We start from the raw sequence: 20,880 nt of genomic DNA, 5'->3' as shown, positions 1-20,880 counted from the left end.
TGAACCTCCCGTCAACACGCGGTTAACACGCTGTAATAAGACCTGACCAGCTTGCTGCTCCCGCGCGCGCTGCTGCCGCGCGCGGTGATGACATAGGTATTGACCTTGTTGCAGGCGGTGCTCTGCGGAACCCCCGCCACATAGTTCTCGCCAATTTGCACGGCATCCGTTGACATCAGCTGCACGATGCGGCGTTGCGTAGTTGTTCCCACCGAGTCAGTGCCATCCCAGGCCATGCCGAACGGATCAAGGTTCGCCCCTTTTGGATAAAGCCCGCTCGGCGCTGCGGTCACCGAGGAGGCTGCCGAAAAATCCGCATTGTTGATATCGATCGCAGCGATTTTCAAAGCATTTTCGGCATCACTCAAAGCGGCTTCGGCATTGCTCAAGGCGTTGTTTTCGAACTGCAGGTTGCCTGCCAGTTTATAGGCGGTATCCGAGGTGGTCATCGCCATGACCCCCAACAACATCAGCACGACCAGCATGATCATGCTGATCACCAAAGTTGAGCCGCGTTGAGCCTGAACGATCATGGCGTATTCCTTACTCATGGAAGTTGCGCACCTGCACGGTGGCGGTGAACAGTTGGCGGCGGAAACCGTCGTTGAAAGTGTTGCTCCAATCCCCCAGGCTGTAAGGGGTGCTGTTGACGTAACCCGGCTCGGGTTTCGAATTCTTCGACAACAAGCTGATGCGGACCGAACTGACATCTTCCCAGTCCGCATCGGAAGTGATCTGATCGGCAGGGTAGTACTGCGTGGTGTTGCTGGCGAATGGGGTACGCCCATACTCTACTTGCAGTTGTTCGATGCCATTCACCACCAGTTCCTTGACGAAAGCATCCCCCTGCAAGGCAAGCCGGCACAATGCGCTCTGGCCGGTATCCCCGCCGCCTGCACAATCCCCCTGTCCGATGTAATAAACGTATTGCTGCACCAGAAAATCAGCCAGCGGCTCACCGAAGGGCGTGCCATCCACGTTTTGCGGATCACCCGTGGTGGCCACCGCACTGGCTGCGGCCTTGAACATTTCGCCTTTGGTAAAGGTCGAGCGGAAATACACGTTGTTGGGCACCAATGGGCCGCTGGTCAACGCCGCCGTGGCCACCCGGCGTATCACCAGCACATCGCCCTGAACATAACCGCTGGACAAACAGTTGGCAGCAAAAGGATTGCTGTCATTCGCTCCCCATACGCCCTGGCTGATCTTGTTGACGAAAGTCCCCGGCCCTGCACCGCCTGCCAGACATTCATTGGTCACACTGACCGTCGAAGGATTGGGCGCGACCCAGGTGTAGCCGCGAAAATCCGCATGGCGCAGTTGTGTTTGCAAGTGGGTCATGGCGTAACGGCCGTTTTCCTGCAACTCGGCGGTCTTGTCGTTGGTCTGGCTGTTGCGCGTATTGCTGGTCACCACGCCGACCAGCCCGGCAATGATCATCAAGCCGATGGCAATCGAGATCATCAGCTCGATCAGACTGAAACCCTGCACCGTTCGCGCCGGAAAGGTAGTCGGTTTGAGTGTTATTTGTTTCATGATCTGCTATCCCAGTCTCTCAAGTACAGCCTGCCACCGCAGGCGGGCAATAGTGCAGGACACGGTCAAAGGTATAGGAAAACGGCACGGCGGAATCACGATCGGTCCAACTGATCTGGATCCGGTAAGTCGCCGTCACTGTGGGCGGTGTGTTGGTCAGAGTTGGCGTGACATTCCAGCTCGCCCCCGGCAGCCGATTCACCACGGCCGTCTCCCATTGACTCAAGTCGTACTGCGCCAGGCTGGCGGCATCACAGGCGTTCACGGCACAATCCGCCACCGCACTGGCCGCAGATACGCTGCTGGCCGCATAGTCGCCTGTGATCGCCGCCGGCTTGTTGGCTTCCATCCGTTCTGCCAGGTCGGAGGAGAGAAAAACGGCTTGGGTGCGGAATTCGCTGTTCTTGCCCACTTTCATCGCATACAACTGCAAGCCCGCAGTCCCGAGCAGCGCCGTGGCGATGATGACCAGGGTAATCAGAATCTCGATCATGGAAAAACCCTGCTGGGAAATATGGGGCCTGATTGTTGTCGAGTGAAGTTCCATGTTCATCCCCTACGGCCTGGATATGTTGCCTGTCACACTGACCTGGATAATCTTGTTGTCCAGTCCGGTGCCGCCTGCGGTCAGGGTGGCAGCACCCAATCCACTGCTGCCATTTGGCCTGAACTGGATCCCGTTCGCCGGACCTGTCAACGTCAGCGTGGCCGGCAAGGGCGCATGAACCGCGACCGGTGTCGTGCAGGCGGTACTACCCACGTCCACGCACACCAGCCAGCCATTCTGCCAATCGGTCGTGTTGCCGCACGTCGCATCGTCGGCGCGCACACACAACAGCACAGCCGTGTTGCGCTTGATCGACTCGCTGCGCGCACGATTGAGATCGCTCACGAGCTGGCTGACTTGCGAATTCAACCGGGTACGATTGATGAAGTCCGTGAACGACGGGCCAGCCAGCGCCGCCAGAATCGCGGCAATCGCAATCACGATCAGCAGTTCAGCCAGCGTGACGCCGCGTTGCACTTTGCATGTTGCATCCGGTTTCATGTATCCGCCCTTTCGAGGCAGTGGAATTGGCATGCAGTATTGAACCTGAAATCTGGAAATGCAAGATTTGGCGGACAGGCGGCAGATTGGACGGATAAACGGTTAAGTTAGGGCAACAATCAATTAGCCAACGCCTTCGGGATCGGGAACGCCACGTTCTCCTCTATCCCGTCCAGCTCGCGCACCTCATCCGCGCCCAGTTCGCGCAGGCGGGCGATCACTTCACTGACCAGTATCTCGGGCGCGGAAGCGCCGGCACTGAGGCCCACCCGCTGTTTGCCTTGCAGCCATTCCGGTTTGAGTTCGCCGGCGTTATCCACCAGATAGGCAGGCACGCCCAGATTTTGCGCCACTTCGCGCAGGCGGTTGGAATTGGAACTGTTGGGCGAGCCGACCACGATGACCAGATCGCATTGCTGCGCCAGTGCCCGCACCGCATCCTGCCGGTTCTGCGTGGCATAGCAGATGTCATCTTTCTTCGGACCGGTGATGAACGGAAAGCGCGTCTTCAGCGCGGCGATGATGGCGCTGGCGTCGTCCACCGACAGCGTGGTCTGCGTCACGTAAGCCAGGTTCTGCTCGTCTGTCACCTGCAACTTCCCCACATCGGCGGGCGATTCGACCAGATACATGCCGCCCTCGCTTTGCCCCATGGTGCCTTCCACTTCCGGGTGACCCTTGTGGCCGATCATCACGATCTCCCTGCCCTGTCCGCGCATGCGCGAGACTTCGATATGCACCTTGGTCACCAGCGGACAGGTGGCGTCGAACACGGTGAGGTTGCGCGCTTCGGCTTCGTGTCGTACCGCCTGCGGCACGCCGTGAGCACTGAAGATCAGGATGCTGCCATCCGGCACTTCACGCAAGTCCTCGATGAAGATTGCGCCCTTGGCTTTCAAGCCCTCCACCACAAACGTGTTGTGCACCACTTCGTGCCGCACGTAGATCGGCGCGCCGTGCAGCGCCAGGGCACGCTCGACAATCTCGATCGCACGATCGACACCGGCGCAGAAACCGCGCGGATTAGCCAGCAGAATTTGCATGTCTTTTCCCCTTGAAACTATCCAGAATCAGCAGCGCCGCACCACAGGTAATCGCCGCATCTGCGACGTTGAATGCGGCAAAGTGGTAACCCGCCCAGTGGAAATCCAGAAAGTCCACCACGTAGCCGTAAACAATGCGGTCGAGCAGATTGCCCAATGCGCCGCCGAGGATGAATGCCAGCGCGAAGCTGAATAATGTTTCCGCCTGATGTTTGCGCAGCAACCACGCGATCCAGACCGATGCGACGACGGCAATACCGGAAAACAGCCAGCGCTGCATGCCGCCGGCATCGTGCAGAAAACTGAATGCTGCGCCGGTGTTGTGTGCCAGCACCAGATTGAAGAACGGGGTAACGGCGAGGACTTCGCCATAGACGAAGTGATGGCCGATCGCCGTCTTGCTCAACTGGTCGAGGACGATGACGATCAGGGAGATGCTCAACCACCGGGTCATGCTTCAGCTCCGGCCATCGTCATTCTTGTACCGCCCTGTGGGTCGGGTTTCAACCCGACAAAATCCCGATCGTTCCTGACCCCCTTGTCGGACTGAAGTACGACCCACAAACCCCCCGTCGTTGCCCGCGGATCGTTTTTGATGCCCCTGTCGGACTGAAGTCCGACCCACAAACGCCTCTCGTTTCCCTGTGGGTCGGGTTTCAACCCGACAAAAAAACGTCGGGTCGAAACACGACCTGCACATCCGCGCCGGAATGGCATGAACTTAGGCATATTTCCGTGGCTCGCCCGCGCCGAACAAATTGCTGACACAGCGCCCGCACAGCGTGGGATGGCCGGCATCGGCACCGACATCCGCGCGGTAATGCCAGCAGCGCCCGCATTTCGGGTGCGCGGAAGGGGTCACCCTGATTTCCAGTTCGCCGTCATGCAGGTGCACGTTGGCGCGCGAGGTGATCAGCACCAGACGCAGGTCGTCGCCCAGCCGGGACAGCAATTCGAACGTTTCCCGCGGCGCATACACATCGACTTCCGCCTGCAAAGCCGAACCGATGGCGCCCGCCGCGCGCTGTTCTTCCAGTTTTTTGTTCACCTGTTCGCGCACGGCGCGGATAGCCCACCAGACACTCACGGTTGCGCCGTCCAGGCCCGCATCCGGCAGCGCGTACCACACTTCCTCGAACACGCTCGCTTCCTCGTTGCCGCGCAGGGTGGCCCAGACTTCCTCGCCGGTGAACGAGAGGATGGGCGCGATCAGGCGCGCCAACGCCTGGTTGATGTGATACAGCGCGTTCTGTGCCGAGCGCCGCGCTTTTGAATGCGCGCCGGCGGTATAGAGACGGTCTTTCAGGATGTCCAGATAGAACCCGCCCAGGTCTTCCGAGCAGAAGCCCAGCAGTTTTTGCACCGCAAAGTGGAATTCGTAGCGCGCGTAATCGGCGCACATCCCGTCCTGCAACTGCTGCGTCAGCCCCAGCGCATAGCGGTCGATCTCCAGCCATTCCGCGACCGGCAACGCATCGCGTTCGGCGTCGAAATCGCTCACGTTGGCCAGCAAAAAGCGCAGGGTATTGCGGATGCGGCGGTAGCCTTCCACCACGCGCTTCAGGATTTCGTCCGAGATCGTCAGTTCGCCGGAATAGTCGGTCGAAGCCGTCCACAGGCGCAGGATGTCCGCGCCCAGGGTGTCGAGAATCTTCTGCGGCGCGATCACGTTCCCTTTCGACTTCGACATCTTGTGGCCGTTGCCGTCCACCACAAAACCGTGCGTCAGCAGCGCGTCATACGGCGCGCGACCGTTGATGGCACAACCGGTGAGCAGGCTCGACTGGAACCAGCCCCGATGCTGGTCGGAGCCTTCCAGATAGAGGTCGGCGGGCGAACGCAGCCCGTCGCGTTTCGCCAGCACCGCGTAATGCGTCGCGCCGGAATCGAACCACACGTCCAGCGTGTCGGTCAGCTTGCGGTAGTGCGCCGCATCCTCGCCCAGCAATTCGGCACTCTCCAAAGAGAACCAGGCTTCGATTCCGGATTGCTCGACCCGTTTCGCGATCTGTTCCAGCAATTCCGGCGTGCGCGGGTGCAGTTGCAAGGTCTCCTTGTGCACGAAGAACGGCATCGGCACGCCCCAGTTGCGCTGGCGCGACACGCACCAGTCGGGGCGGTTACGGATCATCGCCTCCAGCCGCGCGCGCCCCCAGGCCGGGAAAAATTGGGTATGCGCCACCGCATCATTTGCCAGATCGCGCAGCGTCGCGCCCTCCCCGCCCTGCTCCATGCCGATGAACCACTGCGGCGTGGCGCGGAAGATGATCGGCGTCTTGTGCCGCCAGCAATGCGGGTAACTGTGTGTCACCTTTTCCTGGTGCAGCAAATGCCCGCTGGCCGCCAGCGCTTGCAGCACGATGTCGTTGGCTTTCCATACGAACACCCCGGCCAGCGGCGTCTCGCCCACCGGCGGCGTGGTGGAAATGAACTTGCCGTCATCGCCCACCGGATTGTTCACCGGCAAACTGTACTTCTGCCCCACCACATAGTCGTCCACGCCGTGCGCCGGGGCGGTGTGCACCAGCCCGGTACCGGCTTCCAGCGTGACATGCTCGCCGCAGATGACGGGCACGATGCGGTCGTAGAACGGATGTTGCAGGGGCAGGTTTTCCAGCACCGCGCCATGGCAACAGGCGGCCCTGCCGTCGCCCCGGTCATTGCTGCCGGCAAGACCATAGCGCTCGAGACACGCCGCCGCCAGATCGGCCGCCAGGATCAGATAACCCTTGTCGGTGCGCACCAGGTCATACACCAGTGCGGGATGCACGCTCACCGCCTCGTTCGCCGGCAGGGTCCACGGCGTGGTGGTCCAGATCACCGCATACACCTTGGCATTGCCGGGCAGCGACACGCCGAACGCGCGCCCCACAGCCCCGGTATCCTTGACCTCGAACGCCACATCCACCGCAGCCGACACCTTGTCCTCGTATTCGACCTCGGCCTCGGCCAGCGCGCTCTGGCAGTCCAGACACCAGTTCACCGGCTTGCGCCCCTGGTACAGATAACCCTGTTCCTGAATTTTTCCGAGCGCGCGGATGATGTCGGCCTCGGTCTGAAAATCCATGGTCAGGTAAGGCTGGTCCCAATCGCCCAGCACGCCGAGACGGATGAAATCCTTCTTCTGGCGTTCCACCTGCTGCTTTGCATATTCGCGGCACAGTTCGCGGAATCGGGAGGCCGGAATCGCCTTGCCGTGTTGCTTCTCCACCTGCAACTCGATCGGCAGGCCGTGGCAATCCCAGCCCGGCACGTAAGGCGCGTCGAAGCCGGACAGGGTCTTGCTCTTGATGATGATGTCCTTGAGGATTTTGTTCACCGCATGGCCGATGTGGATGTCACCGTTCGCGTAGGGCGGGCCGTCGTGCAGGATGAACTGCGGGCGTCCTTGCGCCGCCTTGCGCAGGCGCCGGTAGCGCTGTTGCGCCTGCCAGTGCGCCAGCATCTGCGGCTCGCGTTTGGCCAGGTCGCCGCGCATCGGGAAGCTCGTGTCGGGCAGATTCAGCGGATATTGCTTTTTGTCTTCGCTCATATTTTTCTCAACAACAACTCATTCAAAATTTCCGCCACGTCATTCCGGCGAAAGCCGGAATCCAGCGCATTTATCAAAAATGCAGTCGGGTTTTGTCCCGCTTCGCGGGATTGTTTAATCACCTGGATTCCGGCCTACGCCGGAATGACGACCACATTCACTCATGTTCGGCAAACCACTGCTTTGCATTATTGACATCCAGCGCGATCTGCCGCGTCAGCGCTTCCAGATTCGGGTAGCGCGCTTCGTCGCGCAGTTTGTGCAGAAATTCCACGCGCAGATGTTTGCCGTAAATCTGTTGCGAAAATTCGAACAGGTGCACTTCCAGCACGTGCCGCGCATCGTGGCGCACCGTCGGCCGCACCCCCAGACTGGCGACGCCCTGCAACACCCCGACCCCGTCCGAATGCGCCTCCACCACATAGATCCCCTTGAGCGGCGGCAGATTGTGTTTCATCTGCACGTTGGCGGTGGGGAAACCGAGCGTGCGTCCCAGGCCGTCGCCGTGCACCACACGCCCGCTGATGCTGTACGGGCGCCCGAGATAGTCGCGCGCCAGATCCAGCCTGCCCTCCGCCAGGGCGGCGCGAATGGCGGTGCTGGAAATGCGCACCCCGTCGTGCAGCACACTGTGCACTGCCGCAACTTCGAAACCGCGCCGCGTGCCGATATGCTGCATCAGCGCAAAGTCACCACTGCGTCCGCTGCCGAAACGAAAATCGTCACCGATCAGCACGAACTTGGCGTGCACCCGGTCTTGCAGGGCATGGATGAATTCGTCGGCGGTCATGCGCGCGAAACCCGCGTCGAAGCGGCACACATGCACCCGGTCCACCCCCAGCGCGCGGAACAGCTCCAGCTTCTCGCGCAAGCTGGTCAGTCGTACCGGCGCCTGCTGCGGGGTAAAAAATTCGCGCGGGTGCGGCTCAAAAGTAACGACGGCGGTCTGCACCCCGCGCGCTTGCGCCGCCTGTTGCAACTCTTGCAGCAGCGACTGGTGGCCGCGGTGCACCCCGTCGAAATTGCCGATGGTGACGGCACAGGGCTGAAGCGTGTCGGAATGGAAGTCGCGCAGGATTTGCATAAGGCGCGGATTATACATTTCTTGTTGGGTTAAAACCCGACCCACAGAGCACGACGATGGTTTTGTGGGTCGGACTTTAGTCCGACGGGTATCGTGAAAATGAACCGGCGTTGTCGGGATAAATCCAGACCTACATCACCTGACAACCTCGCCCCACAGATCATGCTCGTCCGAGTCGGTGATCCTCACCGTGACGAATTCGCCCACTGCCAGGTCTTCGCCGTTGATATAAACCAGCCCGTCGATCTCCGGCGCATCGGCGGCACTGCGCGCGACCGAGCCTTCCTCGTCCACATCGTCCACCAGCACGGTTAGGGTCTGGCCGACTTTTTTCGCCAGCTTGGCGGCGCTGATCTCTTCCTGCAGATACATCAGGCGCGCGAGGCGATCTTCCTGCTCCTCGGAATCGACGTGGTCGGGCAATGCATTCGAGGCGGCGCCCTCCACCGGCGAGTATTTGAAGGCACCGACGCGGTCCAGTTGCGCCTCTTCGATGAAGTCGAGCAGTTCTTCGAATTCCTCTTCCGTCTCGCCGGGAAAGCCGACGATGAAGGTGCTGCGCAACACGATCTCCGGGCAGGTCTCCCGCCATTGCCGGATGCGCTTCAGCACGTTCTCGCTGCTGGCCGGACGCTTCATCAGTTTCAGGATGCGCTCGTTGGCGTGCTGGAACGGGATGTCGAGGTAAGGCAGGATTTTCCCCTCTGCCATCAGCGGGATGGCCTCATCCACGCTCGGATAGGGATAAACATAATGCAGGCGCGTCCATACACCGAGGCTGCCCAGCGCGCCGGCCAGGTCGGTCATGCGCGTCTTCAGCGGGCGGCCGTTCCAGAAGCCGGTGCGATATTTCATGTCCACGCCGTAAGCCGAGGTGTCCTGTGAGATGACCAGTAGTTCCTTGACGCCGGACTCGACCAGCTTTTCCGCTTCCTGCATGACTTCGTGCACCGGACGGCTGACCAGGTCGCCGCGCAGGGACGGGATGATGCAAAAGGTGCAGCGGTGGTTGCAGCCTTCGGAGATCTTCAGATAGGCGAAGTGTTGCGGCGTCAGGCGCACGCCCTGCGGCGGCACCAGGTCGGTGTAAGGGTCGTGCAATTTCGGCAGATGCAGGTGCACCGCGTTCATCACCGCGTCGGTCTCGTGCGGGCCGGTCACGGCGAGCACCTTGGGATGCGTCTGCTGCACGATGTCGCCCTTGGCGCCGAGGCAGCCGGTAACGATGACGCGGCCGTTCTCCTGCAAGGCTTCGCCGATGGCGTCCAGCGATTCCGCCACGGCGCTGTCGATGAAGCCGCAGGTGTTGACCACCACCAGATCGGCTTCCTGGTAACTGGGCGAGATTTCGTAACCTTCCGCACGCATGCGGGTGAGGATGTGCTCGGAATCGACGGTCGCCTTGGGACACCCCAGCGAGACGAAACCGATCTTGGGAGAAGCAGGATGCATGGAACGAAACCCGCGCAAGCGGGACCAGTGATGAAAGCGGGCGCGGATTATACCGTGCCGAGAAACGCTGCAACCACGGGTAAATTTTTCAGAATAAGGCCTCAAGTATTCGCCAGACCGGCCGATAAGGAGTTGCCGTTGGTTTTACGCAAACGCGCAAAACTTGACGGAAAAAAGCGGCGAGGTTCTACTCCGAACCCCCTAACTACTTATACGCAGTGGAAAAATGCCTTTATGCATGTCTGCCGGAAGTCGATTCATCGTAGTCGAACAGCCGCCCATGCCCGGTTTCACTGCCCGCCCAAGGAGGCTACATCATGCCCGCTGATTTATTGAAATCCGAACTTTCCGGTGCGTCGCCCTCTGTCCTCATCATCGATGACGAATTTACCAGCAGAATCATCCTTGAACGCGTGGTCAAGAATATCCATGCCAATGTCGAGGTAACGACCTTTGCCGACCCGGTAGCCGCCCTGGCCTGGCTCGGCCACCACCAGCCCGACCTGATCCTGGTCGATTACCTGATGGATCAACTGTCCGGACTGGAGGTCATCGCCCGCATCAGGCGAACCCCCCACCTCGAAGATGTGCCGGTGGTGATGGTCACTGTGGCATACGAGAAACAGACGCGCTATCAGGTGCTGGATGCCGGCGCGACGGACTTCATCAGCAAGCCGATCGACCCCTACGAATGCCGGGTGAGATGCCGCAACCTGCTGTCCCTGCGCCTGCACCAGAAAGTGGTGCACGGCCGCGCGCGCTCGCTGGAGCAGGCGGTGATCGCCGCGACCGCGCAGATCGAAGAACGCGAGCGGGAGACGCTGTACCGTCTGGCCAAGGCCGGCGAGTATCGCGACTCGGACACCGGCAACCACGTGCTGCGCATGGCGAAATATGCGCGCCTGATCGCCGAAAGCCTGGGCCTTGCCAAAGAGCGTTGCGAACTGATCGAGATCGCCGCCCCGATGCACGATATCGGCAAGATCGGCATCCCGGACAACATTCTGCTCAAGCCCGGCAAGCTGACGCCGGAGGAATATGCGGTGATGCAGCAACACCCGCTCATCGGCCACCGCATGCTGCACGACAGCCGCTCGAAATTCATCGTGCTGGCGGCGGAGATCTCGCTCGGCCACCACGAAAAATTCGACGGCAGCGGCTATCCCAACGGATTGGCCGGCAAGGACATCCCGCTGGAGTCGCGCATCGTCGCTGTCGCCGACGTGTTCGATGCACTGACTTCGGTGCGTCCCTACAAGAGCGCCTGGAGCAACGATCACGCCCTCGAATACCTGCTGACACACAAGGACGCGCACTTCGATCCGGATTGCGTGGATGCCTTCGTGGCGCAATACAGCAAGGTACTGCTGGTTCAGCAACAGCTGATAGACAACATCCGTGCTCCAGGCATGCAGGCGGTCAAATGAAACGCCCTTTTTCTCATTTCTTCCTGCAACTCAGACGTCGCAACGGCGAGCATGAACAAGCTGTATTGCGCATTTTTTTCGCCTCGCTGATATTTTTCTACTTGTTGGCGGAGTATCTGTCGGGCAGGACTGACCACAGGGCAGTGCTGATATTTTCCGCAGAATGGTTGCTTGCCGGAGGTCTGGTGTTTGTGGCCATTTTGCTCAACGGAAAAACTTCAGTACCCAGGCGATTCATCACGATGGTCGCCGACATCGGTGCCACGACTTACGGCATGCTGTTGACGCAGGAGAATGGCGCTTTATTCTTCGGGGTTTATCTCTGGGTGATCGTCGGCAATGGCTTGCGCTACGGCATCCCTGCCTTGGTCAGTTCGTATGTCTTGAGCATCATCGGTTTCACTACCGTAATCGTTTTTAACGATTACTGGTCATCCAACCTGCGCCTGTCCATCGGTTTGATGATCACGCTGGTGCTGATCCCCTTGTACCTTATCAAGCTGCGAAACCAACTCAATTACGCGCTGGAAAACGCCAAGCAGGCCAACCAGGCCAAGAGCCGGTTCCTTGCCCAGATGAGCCACGAAATGCGCACGCCGCTGAACGGCGTCGTCGGGGTGGCCGACCTGCTGACGGCAACCCCGCTCAACAACGAGCAGCGCGATCTGGTCAACACCCTGAAAAACTCATCAAGCATCCTGCGCCAGTTGATCGAAAACGTCCTCGACATCTCGAAGATCGAGAGCGGCAAGATGGTGACGGAGAAAGTGGATTTTGACTTGCATGAACTGGTCAACAATGCGGTCGAGCTATTCATGCCGCAAGCCAATGCCAAGGGACTGCACCTGCATATCCGCTTCTCCCCGGATACCGCTTTCGCCCTGCATGGCGACGCCCTGCACCTGACCCAGGTCCTGATCAATCTGCTCGGCAACGCGATCAAGTTCACCGCCAAGGGCAGTGTGGAATTGCGCATCGGCACCGTGCGGCAATCCATTGCGGATACGCGTCTCCGCTTCGAGATCATCGATACCGGCATCGGCATCCCCGCCAAAGCGCAACCAGCCATCTTCGAGCGCTTCCGCCAGGCCGACGCTTCCATCGCCCGCCTCTACGGCGGTACCGGACTGGGCACCACGATCTCGCGCGATCTGGTGCGGCTCATGGACGGGGAGATTGGCGTCCACAGCGAACCGGGCATCGGCAGCACATTCTGGTTCGAGTTGCCCCTGCAAAAACAAGCGGCTGCACTGCGTGCGGCCGCCCCCACTTCACTCGAACAACTCCGCGTCATCGGCTTTGGTTTTTCCCCCTTGGAGAGGAGTGTTCTCGCCACCACACTGGCCGGCTGGAAAATCCGCTTCGAGCATGAACCGTCCGCACAGCAGCTGTTTTACCGCCTGCGCAGCCTGCCACTGTCGGTGCAGAAATCCACGGTCGTGATGGGTTCTGAACCGCATCTCAACATGAGTGCGGCCGAATTCGCCCGCAGCGCGCTTGAGGGCGCAAGCGAAGTTTCGCTGATGCTGCTCAACCTCGACGCACAAGCGGAGAACGGCGTGGATTATCTCTGCGCGGGCTACGCCTGCGTCCTGCGCGCACCGCTGGACAAGGCCCTGCTGTTCAATGCCCTGCACGGTGTGATGGCACCGCACCCGGCAGCCGGGGCAATCTCTTTCCGCGAACACTACGAGCGCAACCTCCGCGAGCGGGAGGGGGTGCGCATCCTGGTTGCCGACGACAACGGCACCAACCGCAAAATCATCGCGCGCATCCTCGAACATGGCGGGCACACGGTCGAGCTGGCCGAGTCCGGCGAACAGGCGCTGGACCTGCTGGAACAGGGACGTTTCGATCTGATGATCCTCGACAAGAACATGCCCGACATGGGCGGGCTGGAAATCATCAAAATCCATCGCGCCACGTCGCTGCGCAGCGCCCCCGTGCCCGCCATCATCCTGACCGCCGATGCGACCACCGAGGCGCTGCGCGAATGCGAAGCGGCTGCCGTGGAGGGCTATCTGACAAAACCGGTGGATACCATCGTGCTGCTCGATACCATTGCCAGACTGACCTCGACCCGGCGCAAGGCGGAGTTGGACGAAATCCCGGAACCGGAGGGCACAAACCAAGCGGCGACTGCAGATTCGACCGTTCTGAACGAACAAACCCTGCATCAGCTTGCCCTGATCGGACAAGGACAAACCAACTTCCTGCCCCTGGTGATCCACGGTTTCATTGCGGAAACGGAAAAATTGCTGGAAGCGATGCAGACCGCACTGGCCAACCGGGAGTACGCCACGTTCAAGGAACTGGCACACATGATCAAGGGCAGTTCCGGCAACATCGGCGCCGAAGCGTTGCACCAGACCTGCGGCAGGATCTTGTCGAGCAACCCTGCTGAACTGCAGACCCGCGCGCCGGAGTGGATGGATGAAGCGAGAGCTGATTTCAAATCAGCCAGGATGCTGCTGATCCAGTATCTCGGGGACAGCAGCCGGCTGTCGATGTGAGTGTCAGGCCGCGTTGCGCTGGGGCTGCACTTCCTTGGAATGAATGAAGTTGCGCTCCTGCGAACGCACCAGCCGGTCCATCACCTTCAGGTCTTTCTCGGTCAGCTTCAGGGCGGACTCGACCCAAATGGTCGTGATGTCAATAAGCTCCCGATAGGTCACGGGGTTGTATCGCTGGCGCACTCGTTGAATCGCCTGGAAGCCGTTGGCTCGGCGTTCCTGTTTTTTGATGAAGTCATGCACCGCTTGCTCGCCTTCGCCCTCTTCAGCCAGGACATCGACCAAGCCGATCTCGTGTAGCTCCTGCGCCGAATATATCTTCCCGCTCAACATCATTTTTTCAGCCAGCCGGCTTCCGACTTTTCTCGCAATCAGGCTGTAAGCGCCCATTCCTGGAAACAGATTGAACAGGATTTCAGGGAAACCCATCTGGCAATGCCGTTCTGCCACGACGATATCGCTCGCCAGCGCAGCCTCGAGCCCACCGCCCAGCGCATCCCCCTGAATCAGCGTGATCGTCGTGCACAGCGCAGAATCAAACCTGCCTATTCTGGGATAGATCACGTCGATACATTTTGTCGCATATGCCAATAACCCGGCCCGGTCGCGCCGGTCGATCAACTTTCTGAATAGCGCCAACTGCCCTCCCAAATTGAAAACCTTGGGAGTGAGGGAAGCCATGACCGAATACCGGATATCGAACGTCCCGGTTTGCAGCATCACCTGGCCTTCGCATTTCTTGATGGCGCCGTGGTGATGCAGGAGATTCTCGAGCAGTTCGTTCGTCACGCAGGGCACTTCGTCCTGGCTGACCAAGGTCCAGAGCACGCCCTGCTCCGGATCGAAGCGGGTCCTCAACTCGGAATACCTGGTTTCTAGTAGAACTTTCGAAGATTCGATCAGATTCATCATGCCCTCCTGGTTTGGCTGAACGGAATTCTGGCCGGAATACTACACTTTGAGCATCCAATAGCAATCCGCCTGATAGCGTGGCGAATCCGTCTCAATTCGCGCAATCGGACTGCACTCCCCGGGCAACATCCGCCCAATCAGATCGGCTCCAGATGCGTGATCACATTGCCGCCCGGTACGATGGTGCGAATGTCCGCCTCGATCCGCTCCAGCCAGTCGTGCCCTTGCGCGACCGACCACTCGCCGGGAACGCGCACGTGCAGCGAAATGAAGGCCTGCATCCCCGCCTGGCGGGTGCGCAATTCCTCGAACACCAGTCCCTGCCGGCGGTAGCCGTCCAGCACCTGTTCAATCGCAGCTAACTGCTGCGACGGCAAGACTTCATCCATCAGGCCGGAGGCGGAGCGGTGCAGCAACTGCCAGCCGGTCCACACGATGTTCGCCGCCACCAGCAAGGCGATCAGCGGGTCCAGCCACAGCCAGCCGCTGAGCCAGACCAGCCCCACGCCAACGATGACGCCGACCGATGTCCATACATCGGTCATCAGGTGTTTGGCATCGGCTTCAAGCGTGATCGAGTTGAACTGGCGCCCCGCCTTGAGCAGCTCGAATGCGGCGAACAGATTGATGAGGGAGGCCACGACCGACACCAGCAGACCGACCCCGACTGCTTCAAGTGCTTGCGGATGCAGCAGACGGTCAATCGCGGCATAAGCGATGCTGGCTGCCGCGAGCAGGATGAGGAATCCCTCGAACGCACTGGAAAAATATTCGGCTTTGCCGTGGCCGAAAGCATGTTTGTCATCCGCCGGTACGGCCGCGAGCGTCAGCATGGCGAACGCCATCAAGGCGCCGGCCAGGTTGACGAAGGATTCCAGCGCGTCGGACAACAGGCCGACCGAGCCGGTCAGCCACCACGCGACGCCCTTGAGCAGAATGGTGGCGATGGCCGCCGCAATCGACAGCCAGACATAGCGTTTGAGGCGGTCGTCCATGTCCGCCCCCTACACTGCGGCGACGAAGCCGACCAGGGCAACGGTCGCCACGCCGAACACGATCAACGACACCTGCTGCACGGTGTCGCGCATCCGGGTGCGTTTATGCAGCCCCGGAATGAGGTCGGCCACGGCGACGTAGATCATGCTGGCCGCGGCCAGGGCGAGGATATACGGCGTCCAGGCCTGCAAATCCTGCAGGGTGAAATAGGCCAGCACGCCGCCGATCAGCGTGGCGACACTGGAAACGAGATTGAGCTGGAAGGCGCGCAGCTTGCTGTAGCCGGAATGGAGCAGGATGGCGAAATCACCGACTTCCTGGGGAATCTCGTGCGCGATGATGGCCAGTGCGGTGACGATGCCGAGCTGGGTGTCCGCCAGGAATGCGGTGGCGATGATGATGCCGTCGATAAAGTTATGGAACGTATCGCCGATCATGACCATGGTGCCGCTGCGCCCGTGGTCATGCGCATCCGGTTCGTGCGGCTCGTGCGCCTCGCAATGCTCATGGTGGCAATGGCGCCAGATCAGCACTTTCTCCAGGGTGAAGAACAGCAAAATGCCGAGCAGCACCGTCGCGCTCACCGCCGCCACGTTGGGCGACAATTCGATCGCTTCCGGCAGGATGTCGAGAAACACCGCGCCCAGCAGCGCGCCGATCGCGTAGCTGACCAGCGCGCCGATCCAGTGCGCGCGCGTATTGAGCGCGAACAGCGCCGCCGCGAGTACGCTCAACACGCCGCCGAACAGACTGGCAACGATGATCCAGGCAAGAGTGGTCATTTCGGACAAGACATTTTCAGGGCGCGCATTGTAGCCTACCCGATGCGGGTCGGGTTCGCACCCGATCTGACGGACAAACCCATCCCACCGCATCGGACTGCCATCCAATGTATCGGGTTAGCCCGGCGCTCACCCCGTTTGCCTCCGTCGATTATCTGGGTCTAATCCTTATCCAACCTCATGTCAGCCAGATAAAAGTCCCCATGCGACCAGTCACCCCGTCGCGGCGGTAAGAGAAAAAGCGATCGCGATCGCCGAAGGTGCACTGCCCACCGCCGAAGATGCGGTTGACGCCGAGCGCGTGCAGACGTTGCCTTGCCAGCAAATAGAGGTCGGCGCGATATTTACCCGGTTCGGCCTGCGCGATGAAGGCTTCTGCGGCCTGCGCCCGGTGCGCAACGAAAGCGGCGCGCACGTCCTCGCCCACTTCAAAATGCGCCTGGCTGATCGCCGGCCCGAGCCAGGCTATCAAGTTGTGTGGCGCAATCCCCATCGCCGTGACGGTCGCCTCGATCACGCCGTCGCACAGGCCGCGCCAGCCTGCGTGTGCCGCGCCGACCACGCTGCCGTCTGCCGCGCACAGCAATACCGGCAGGCAGTCCGCCGTCATCACCACGCACACCGAACCGCGCCGGCGCGCGATGCAGGCATCGGCCACCACCCGGCAAGCGGCGGCATCGGCGTTGGCGACCACGGTGCCGTGCACCTGTTCCAGCCAGACCGGTTCGCTCGGCATGAGCGGTGCCAGCCGCATGCGGTTCTGATTCACCCGCACCGGATCATCCCCAACATGCAAACCGAGGTTAAGTGTGTCGTAAGGGGCGGTGCTGACACCCCCGTGGCGCGTGGTCTGCAAGGCTTTGACCTGGGACGGCGCCGGCCAGTCCGGAACAAGGCAATGTTCGAGCAGGTTCATTCGCGCGCCTCGTCGATTTTGTCCAACAATTCTGCCATGTCTTCCGGCAAGGGCGATTCCCACTCCATCGTTTCGCCCGTCAGCGGATGCGCTAGCGCCAGCCTGGTGGCGTGCAAGGCCTGGCGCGGGAAGCCGTTCAGCAGTTCACGCAGGGGCAGCGTGCATTTTTGCACACCGCGCTGATACACACGGTCGCCGATCAGAGGGTGCCCCAGGTAGGTCAGATGCACGCGAATCTGGTGGGTGCGCCCGGTTTCGAGGCGGCAACGCACAAGGGTGCAGCTCGGGAAAGTCTGCTCGATGCGGTAATGGGTGACGGCTTCCTTGCCCTGTTCCACCACGGCCATCTTCACCCGCTGCGAGGGATGGCGCCCAATGGGCAGATCGACCGTCCCGCCGTGATTGAGCACGCCCCACACCAGCGCCAGATATTCGCGTTTCACGCTGCGCGCCTGCATCTGGCGCACCAGCGCGGTCTGCGCGACCAGCGATTTGGCGACCACCATCAGTCCGCTGGTGTCCTTGTCCAGCCGGTGCACGATGCCGGCACGCGGCACTTCCTGCAGTTGCGGCGCATGGTGCAACAGCGCGTTGAGCAACGTGCCCCGCCAGTTGCCGCTGCCCGGATGCACCACCAGCCCGGCCGGTTTGTCGATGATCAGGATGGCGTCGTCCTCATGCACGATGTCGAGCGGGATGTCCTCGGCCGCGCTGGCTTGCTCGGACGGATGGATCTGCGGCAAGACGCGGAGCCGTTCGCCGCCCCACACTTTCTGTTTCACCGTGGCGGGCGTGTCGTTGACAGTCACCAGCCCCTGCACGATCCAGTCTTGCAGGCGGCTGCGCGAATATTCCGGCAGCAGTCTGACCAGCGCCTGGTCGAGACGCAGGCCGCCGTGTTCAAGCGGCACAATCAGCTCAAGCGGGCCGGATGACGCAGCGTCTTTGCTATAATCGGAAAAATCTTCTTCGGGTTCAATCATGCGTCATAGTTTATCTGTTTTCCTCCTGCTCACGTTAACCGCGTGCGGCAGTCTGCCCACGGAAGAGAATCCGACGGCGAACGCCGACCAGTTGTATGCCGCTGCAAAGAACGCCAATCAGGATGGCAGCTACAGCAACGCCATCAAGTTGTTCGAAAAACTGCAGTCGCGCTTCCCGTATGGCCGTTATGCGCAACAGGCACAAATCGAAATTGCCTATGCCTATTACAAACAGAAAGAACCGGTTCCTGCACTGGCCACCCTCGAACGTTTCGTGAAACAATTCCCCAACAGCGAGCGCCTGGATTACGTGCTGTACCTGAAAGGCCTGATCAACTTCGACGAGAATGTGAACAGCTTCCTGAGCACGTTGTTCGGGCAGGACCCCGCTGAACGCGACCCGGGCTCGCTGCATGCCGCCGCCGATGCCTTTGCCGAACTGGTCAGCCGCTACCCGGACAGTCGCTACGCCAGGGATGCGCGCCTGCGCCGCCAGTATCTGCAAGTCACCCTGGCCAAACACGAGATCGCCGTCGCCAGCTATTACCTGCGCCGCGGTGCGCATGTCGCCGCGGTCAATCGCGCACAAGGCGTGCTGGCCGATTATCCGAACACGCCGCAGACACGCGATGCGCTGCAAATCATGGTGCAGGGCTATGCCGCGCTTGGCCTGGACGACTTAAGCCGCGATGCCCGGCGCGTGCTCGATCTGAATATCGCCCGGGATGGCGTGCACCCTTCGCGCAGCAATTTCCAGGAAAGCGAAACGCCCTGGTGGAAGTTCTGGTGATGAAGTTCTGTCCTGCCTGCGGCGCACCGGTCGAATTGCGCAAACCGCAGGACGACCACCGCGAGCGCTATGTCTGTACCGCCTGCGCCACCATCCATTACCAGAATCCGCGCATGATCGTCGGCACCATTCCGGAGTGGTCGGACGGGCGCATCCTGCTCTGCCTGCGCGCGATCGAACCGCGCCGCGGATTGTGGACACTGCCCGCCGGCTTCATGGAAAACGACGAGACGACCTGGCAGGGCGCGGCACGCGAAACCCTGGAAGAGGCCAATGCGCGGGTGCAGGTGCACGAACTGTACGGCCTGTACAACCTGGCCTACATCAACCAGGTGCACCTGCTGTTCCGCGCCACCCTGCTGGATCTGGATTTTTCGCCCGGCATCGAAAGCCTGGAGGTGAAACTCTTCAGCGAGGCGGAAATCCCCTGGGAGCAACTGGCGTTCCGCCCGGTGCGGGCCACGCTGGAGCATTTCTTCGCCGACCGAAAACGCGGGCAATTCACGCTGCACGGCGGCGATCTGGCTCCTCCGGCGAGGGCCCGTTAAGTTTTGTCGGGGGTTTGCAACTTTTTCGCATCTTCGGTAGTCTCAACCCGCGTGTGCACTTCGGCGCACTGATAGTTTAACCAGGAGGAAACCATGAATTATCCAACCCAAACCGCCACCCTCGGCACCCTGTCGGGCGAACAGAACAAGGTGCTGCGCAACACCTACCTGATGCTGGCGCTGACCATGATCCCGACGATCATCGGCGCTTTCGTCGGCACCTCGATCAATCTGGCGTTCATGGCGCAAAGTCCGATCATCTCGTCACTGCTGATGTTCGGCGTGATGATGGGCCTGCTGTTCGCGGTCGCCGCCTTGCGCAACAGCGTGTGGGGCATCGCCGCGCTGCTCGGCTTCACCTTTGTCGCCGGTGTATTCCTCGGCCCGATCCTGCAAGTCGCGCTGCACCTGAAAAATGGCGCACAACTGATCGGCATGGCAGCCGGCGGCACCGGCCTGATCTTCTTCTCGCTGGCCACCCTCGCCACCGTGACCAGGAAGGATTTCAGCTTCATGGGCAAGTTCCTGTTCATCGGCCTGATCCTGCTGATCATCGCTTCCCTGGCGAATCTGTTCTTCCAGATCCCTGCCCTGTCGCTGACGATCTCTGCCATCGCCGTGCTGATCTTCTCCGCTTACATCCTGTTCGATGTGAGCCGTATCGTGCACGGCGGCGAAACCAACTATGTGATGGCCACCCTGTCCATCTACATGAGCCTCTACAACCTGTTCGTCAACCTGCTGCAACTGCTGATGGCATTCAGCGGCGAACGCGAGTAAGTTTCTTCGCCTTCATGAAAAAAGCGGCCCAATGGCCGCTTTTTTCATTGCCAGCAACCTCACTTCGGTTTGCGCTGCTCCAGTCTCACGCTCGAGACCAGCAACTGATCGCCCGTGTCCGCGTCGATCATCCTCCCGGCTGCATCCCGCAGCGGCAACTCCGCGTCATTCCAGCCACGGATGCCGAGCATGAGCGACACCACGTTGCCGAACCCCATGCGCTGCATCACATCCGCCGCCAGTACCGAGCGCTTGCCGGAGCGGCAGATCACCACGATCTCGCGTTCGCGCCCGCCCGCCAGTTCCGGCACGGTCTCGTCGTAATCCCATTCGCAGGATTGCTCCAGCACGCCGCGCGGGACATTGAGCGAGCTGGGAATGTGCAGCGCGGCAAACTCCGCCGCTTCGCGCACATCGAGCAGCAGCGGTACGTCGCCCGCGCGGTAGCGCCGCCCGAAATCCCACGGCGTCACCTCGCGCACCAGGGTCAGCGCGTCTGCCACCAGATCGTCGTAACTTTGCATGGTAATGAGTCCTT

At 60.7% G+C, this 20,880-nt stretch carries 21 protein-coding genes; 5 read left to right on the top strand and 16 right to left on the bottom strand.

Annotated elements, in window-relative coordinates; translation table 11 throughout:
• Positions 1 to 11: 11 nt before the first annotated feature.
• From ACKTSJ_RS00715 to rimO, 10 genes are all read right to left on the bottom strand, one after another.
• Positions 12 to 533 carry a PilX N-terminal domain-containing pilus assembly protein gene (locus ACKTSJ_RS00715; RefSeq protein WP_407896389.1) on the bottom strand — a complete coding sequence of 174 codons (522 nt, stop codon included), beginning with the start codon at positions 531 to 533 and terminating at the stop codon, positions 12 to 14.
• Between the two features lie 10 nt (positions 534 to 543).
• A complete protein-coding gene (locus tag ACKTSJ_RS00710; protein WP_407896387.1) occupies positions 544 to 1,536 on the bottom strand; it encodes a PilW family protein in 993 nt (330 codons plus the stop codon).
• 19 nt (positions 1,537 to 1,555) lie between these two features.
• A complete protein-coding gene (pilV, locus tag ACKTSJ_RS00705) occupies positions 1,556 to 2,083 on the bottom strand; it encodes a type IV pilus modification protein PilV (RefSeq protein WP_407896385.1) in 528 nt (175 codons plus the stop codon).
• Between the two features lie 9 nt (positions 2,084 to 2,092).
• Positions 2,093 to 2,584 (bottom strand): GspH/FimT family pseudopilin, encoded by a 492-nt coding sequence (locus ACKTSJ_RS00700; protein ID WP_407896383.1) that lies wholly within the window; start codon positions 2,582 to 2,584, stop codon positions 2,093 to 2,095.
• 119 nt (positions 2,585 to 2,703) lie between these two features.
• Complete coding sequence (gene ispH, locus ACKTSJ_RS00695) at positions 2,704 to 3,627, bottom strand: 4-hydroxy-3-methylbut-2-enyl diphosphate reductase (protein ID WP_407896381.1); 924 nt, start codon at positions 3,625 to 3,627, stop codon at positions 2,704 to 2,706.
• Complete coding sequence (gene lspA, locus ACKTSJ_RS00690) at positions 3,608 to 4,081, bottom strand: signal peptidase II (protein WP_407896379.1); 474 nt, start codon at positions 4,079 to 4,081, stop codon at positions 3,608 to 3,610. The genes ispH and lspA overlap by 20 nt, the downstream gene beginning before the upstream one ends.
• Before the next feature lie 267 nt (positions 4,082 to 4,348).
• Positions 4,349 to 7,159 (bottom strand): isoleucine--tRNA ligase, encoded by a 2,811-nt coding sequence (gene ileS / locus ACKTSJ_RS00685; RefSeq protein WP_407896377.1) that lies wholly within the window; start codon positions 7,157 to 7,159, stop codon positions 4,349 to 4,351.
• Positions 7,156 to 7,281, bottom strand: coding sequence for a hypothetical protein (locus ACKTSJ_RS00680; RefSeq protein ID WP_407896375.1), 126 nt, complete (start codon positions 7,279 to 7,281; stop codon positions 7,156 to 7,158). The genes ileS and ACKTSJ_RS00680 overlap by 4 nt, the downstream gene beginning before the upstream one ends.
• Before the next feature lie 35 nt (positions 7,282 to 7,316).
• Positions 7,317 to 8,243: a bifunctional riboflavin kinase/FAD synthetase gene (locus ACKTSJ_RS00675; RefSeq protein ID WP_407896374.1), complete on the bottom strand. Its 927-nt coding sequence runs from the start codon at positions 8,241 to 8,243 to the stop codon at positions 7,317 to 7,319.
• A gap of 135 nt (positions 8,244 to 8,378) precedes the next feature.
• Complete coding sequence (rimO, locus tag ACKTSJ_RS00670; RefSeq protein ID WP_407896372.1) at positions 8,379 to 9,695, bottom strand: 30S ribosomal protein S12 methylthiotransferase RimO; 1,317 nt, start codon at positions 9,693 to 9,695, stop codon at positions 8,379 to 8,381.
• A gap of 317 nt (positions 9,696 to 10,012) precedes the next feature.
• Between rimO and ACKTSJ_RS00665 the strand changes: the two genes are divergently transcribed.
• Positions 10,013 to 11,122: an HD domain-containing phosphohydrolase gene (locus ACKTSJ_RS00665; protein WP_407896370.1), complete on the top strand. Its 1,110-nt coding sequence runs from the start codon at positions 10,013 to 10,015 to the stop codon at positions 11,120 to 11,122.
• Positions 11,119 to 13,635, top strand: a complete 2,517-nt coding sequence (locus ACKTSJ_RS00660; RefSeq protein WP_407896368.1) for an ATP-binding protein — start codon at positions 11,119 to 11,121, stop codon at positions 13,633 to 13,635. The genes ACKTSJ_RS00665 and ACKTSJ_RS00660 overlap by 4 nt, the downstream gene beginning before the upstream one ends.
• A gap of 3 nt (positions 13,636 to 13,638) precedes the next feature.
• Here ACKTSJ_RS00660 and ACKTSJ_RS00655 read toward each other — a convergent pair whose 3' ends face one another.
• The 5 genes from ACKTSJ_RS00655 to rluD all read right to left on the bottom strand — a co-directional run bounded on the left by ACKTSJ_RS00655 (position 13,639) and on the right by rluD (position 18,224).
• Positions 13,639 to 14,544: a crotonase/enoyl-CoA hydratase family protein gene (locus ACKTSJ_RS00655; RefSeq protein ID WP_407896366.1), complete on the bottom strand. Its 906-nt coding sequence runs from the start codon at positions 14,542 to 14,544 to the stop codon at positions 13,639 to 13,641.
• A gap of 140 nt (positions 14,545 to 14,684) precedes the next feature.
• A complete protein-coding gene (locus ACKTSJ_RS00650; RefSeq protein WP_407896364.1) occupies positions 14,685 to 15,542 on the bottom strand; it encodes a cation diffusion facilitator family transporter in 858 nt (285 codons plus the stop codon).
• Positions 15,543 to 15,551: 9 nt separating this feature from the next.
• Positions 15,552 to 16,325: a ZIP family metal transporter gene (locus ACKTSJ_RS00645; protein ID WP_407896431.1), complete on the bottom strand. Its 774-nt coding sequence runs from the start codon at positions 16,323 to 16,325 to the stop codon at positions 15,552 to 15,554.
• Between the two features lie 178 nt (positions 16,326 to 16,503).
• Complete coding sequence (gene pgeF, locus ACKTSJ_RS00640) at positions 16,504 to 17,241, bottom strand: peptidoglycan editing factor PgeF (RefSeq protein WP_407896362.1); 738 nt, start codon at positions 17,239 to 17,241, stop codon at positions 16,504 to 16,506.
• A complete protein-coding gene (rluD, locus tag ACKTSJ_RS00635) occupies positions 17,238 to 18,224 on the bottom strand; it encodes a 23S rRNA pseudouridine(1911/1915/1917) synthase RluD (RefSeq protein ID WP_407896360.1) in 987 nt (328 codons plus the stop codon). Before rluD ends, pgeF begins: the two co-directional genes overlap by 4 nt.
• Here rluD and ACKTSJ_RS00630 point away from each other — a divergent pair.
• The 3 genes from ACKTSJ_RS00630 to ACKTSJ_RS00620 all read left to right on the top strand — a co-directional run bounded on the left by ACKTSJ_RS00630 (position 18,223) and on the right by ACKTSJ_RS00620 (position 20,342).
• Entirely contained in the window at positions 18,223 to 19,014 is a 792-nt protein-coding gene (locus tag ACKTSJ_RS00630) for an outer membrane protein assembly factor BamD (protein WP_407896358.1), read from the top strand. The two genes, rluD and ACKTSJ_RS00630, sit on opposite strands and share 2 nt — an antisense overlap.
• Positions 19,014 to 19,562: an NUDIX hydrolase gene (locus tag ACKTSJ_RS00625; RefSeq protein WP_407896356.1), complete on the top strand. Its 549-nt coding sequence runs from the start codon at positions 19,014 to 19,016 to the stop codon at positions 19,560 to 19,562. The genes ACKTSJ_RS00630 and ACKTSJ_RS00625 overlap by 1 nt, the downstream gene beginning before the upstream one ends.
• Before the next feature lie 93 nt (positions 19,563 to 19,655).
• Positions 19,656 to 20,342 carry a Bax inhibitor-1/YccA family protein gene (locus ACKTSJ_RS00620; RefSeq protein ID WP_407896354.1) on the top strand — a complete coding sequence of 229 codons (687 nt, stop codon included), beginning with the start codon at positions 19,656 to 19,658 and terminating at the stop codon, positions 20,340 to 20,342.
• A 59-nt stretch (positions 20,343 to 20,401) separates the two neighbouring features.
• On the opposite strand, the gene ACKTSJ_RS00615 is transcribed toward ACKTSJ_RS00620, so the two are convergent.
• Positions 20,402 to 20,866: a rhodanese-like domain-containing protein gene (locus ACKTSJ_RS00615; protein WP_407896352.1), complete on the bottom strand. Its 465-nt coding sequence runs from the start codon at positions 20,864 to 20,866 to the stop codon at positions 20,402 to 20,404.
• Between the last annotated feature and the right edge of the window lie 14 nt (positions 20,867 to 20,880).

This window comes from Ferrigenium sp. UT5, assembly GCF_045866295.1.
Classification (GTDB): domain Bacteria; phylum Pseudomonadota; class Gammaproteobacteria; order Burkholderiales; family Gallionellaceae; genus Sideroxyarcus.
Note: the sequence above shows the minus strand (reverse complement) of the source record. Positions and strands in the feature narration are given on the sequence as shown.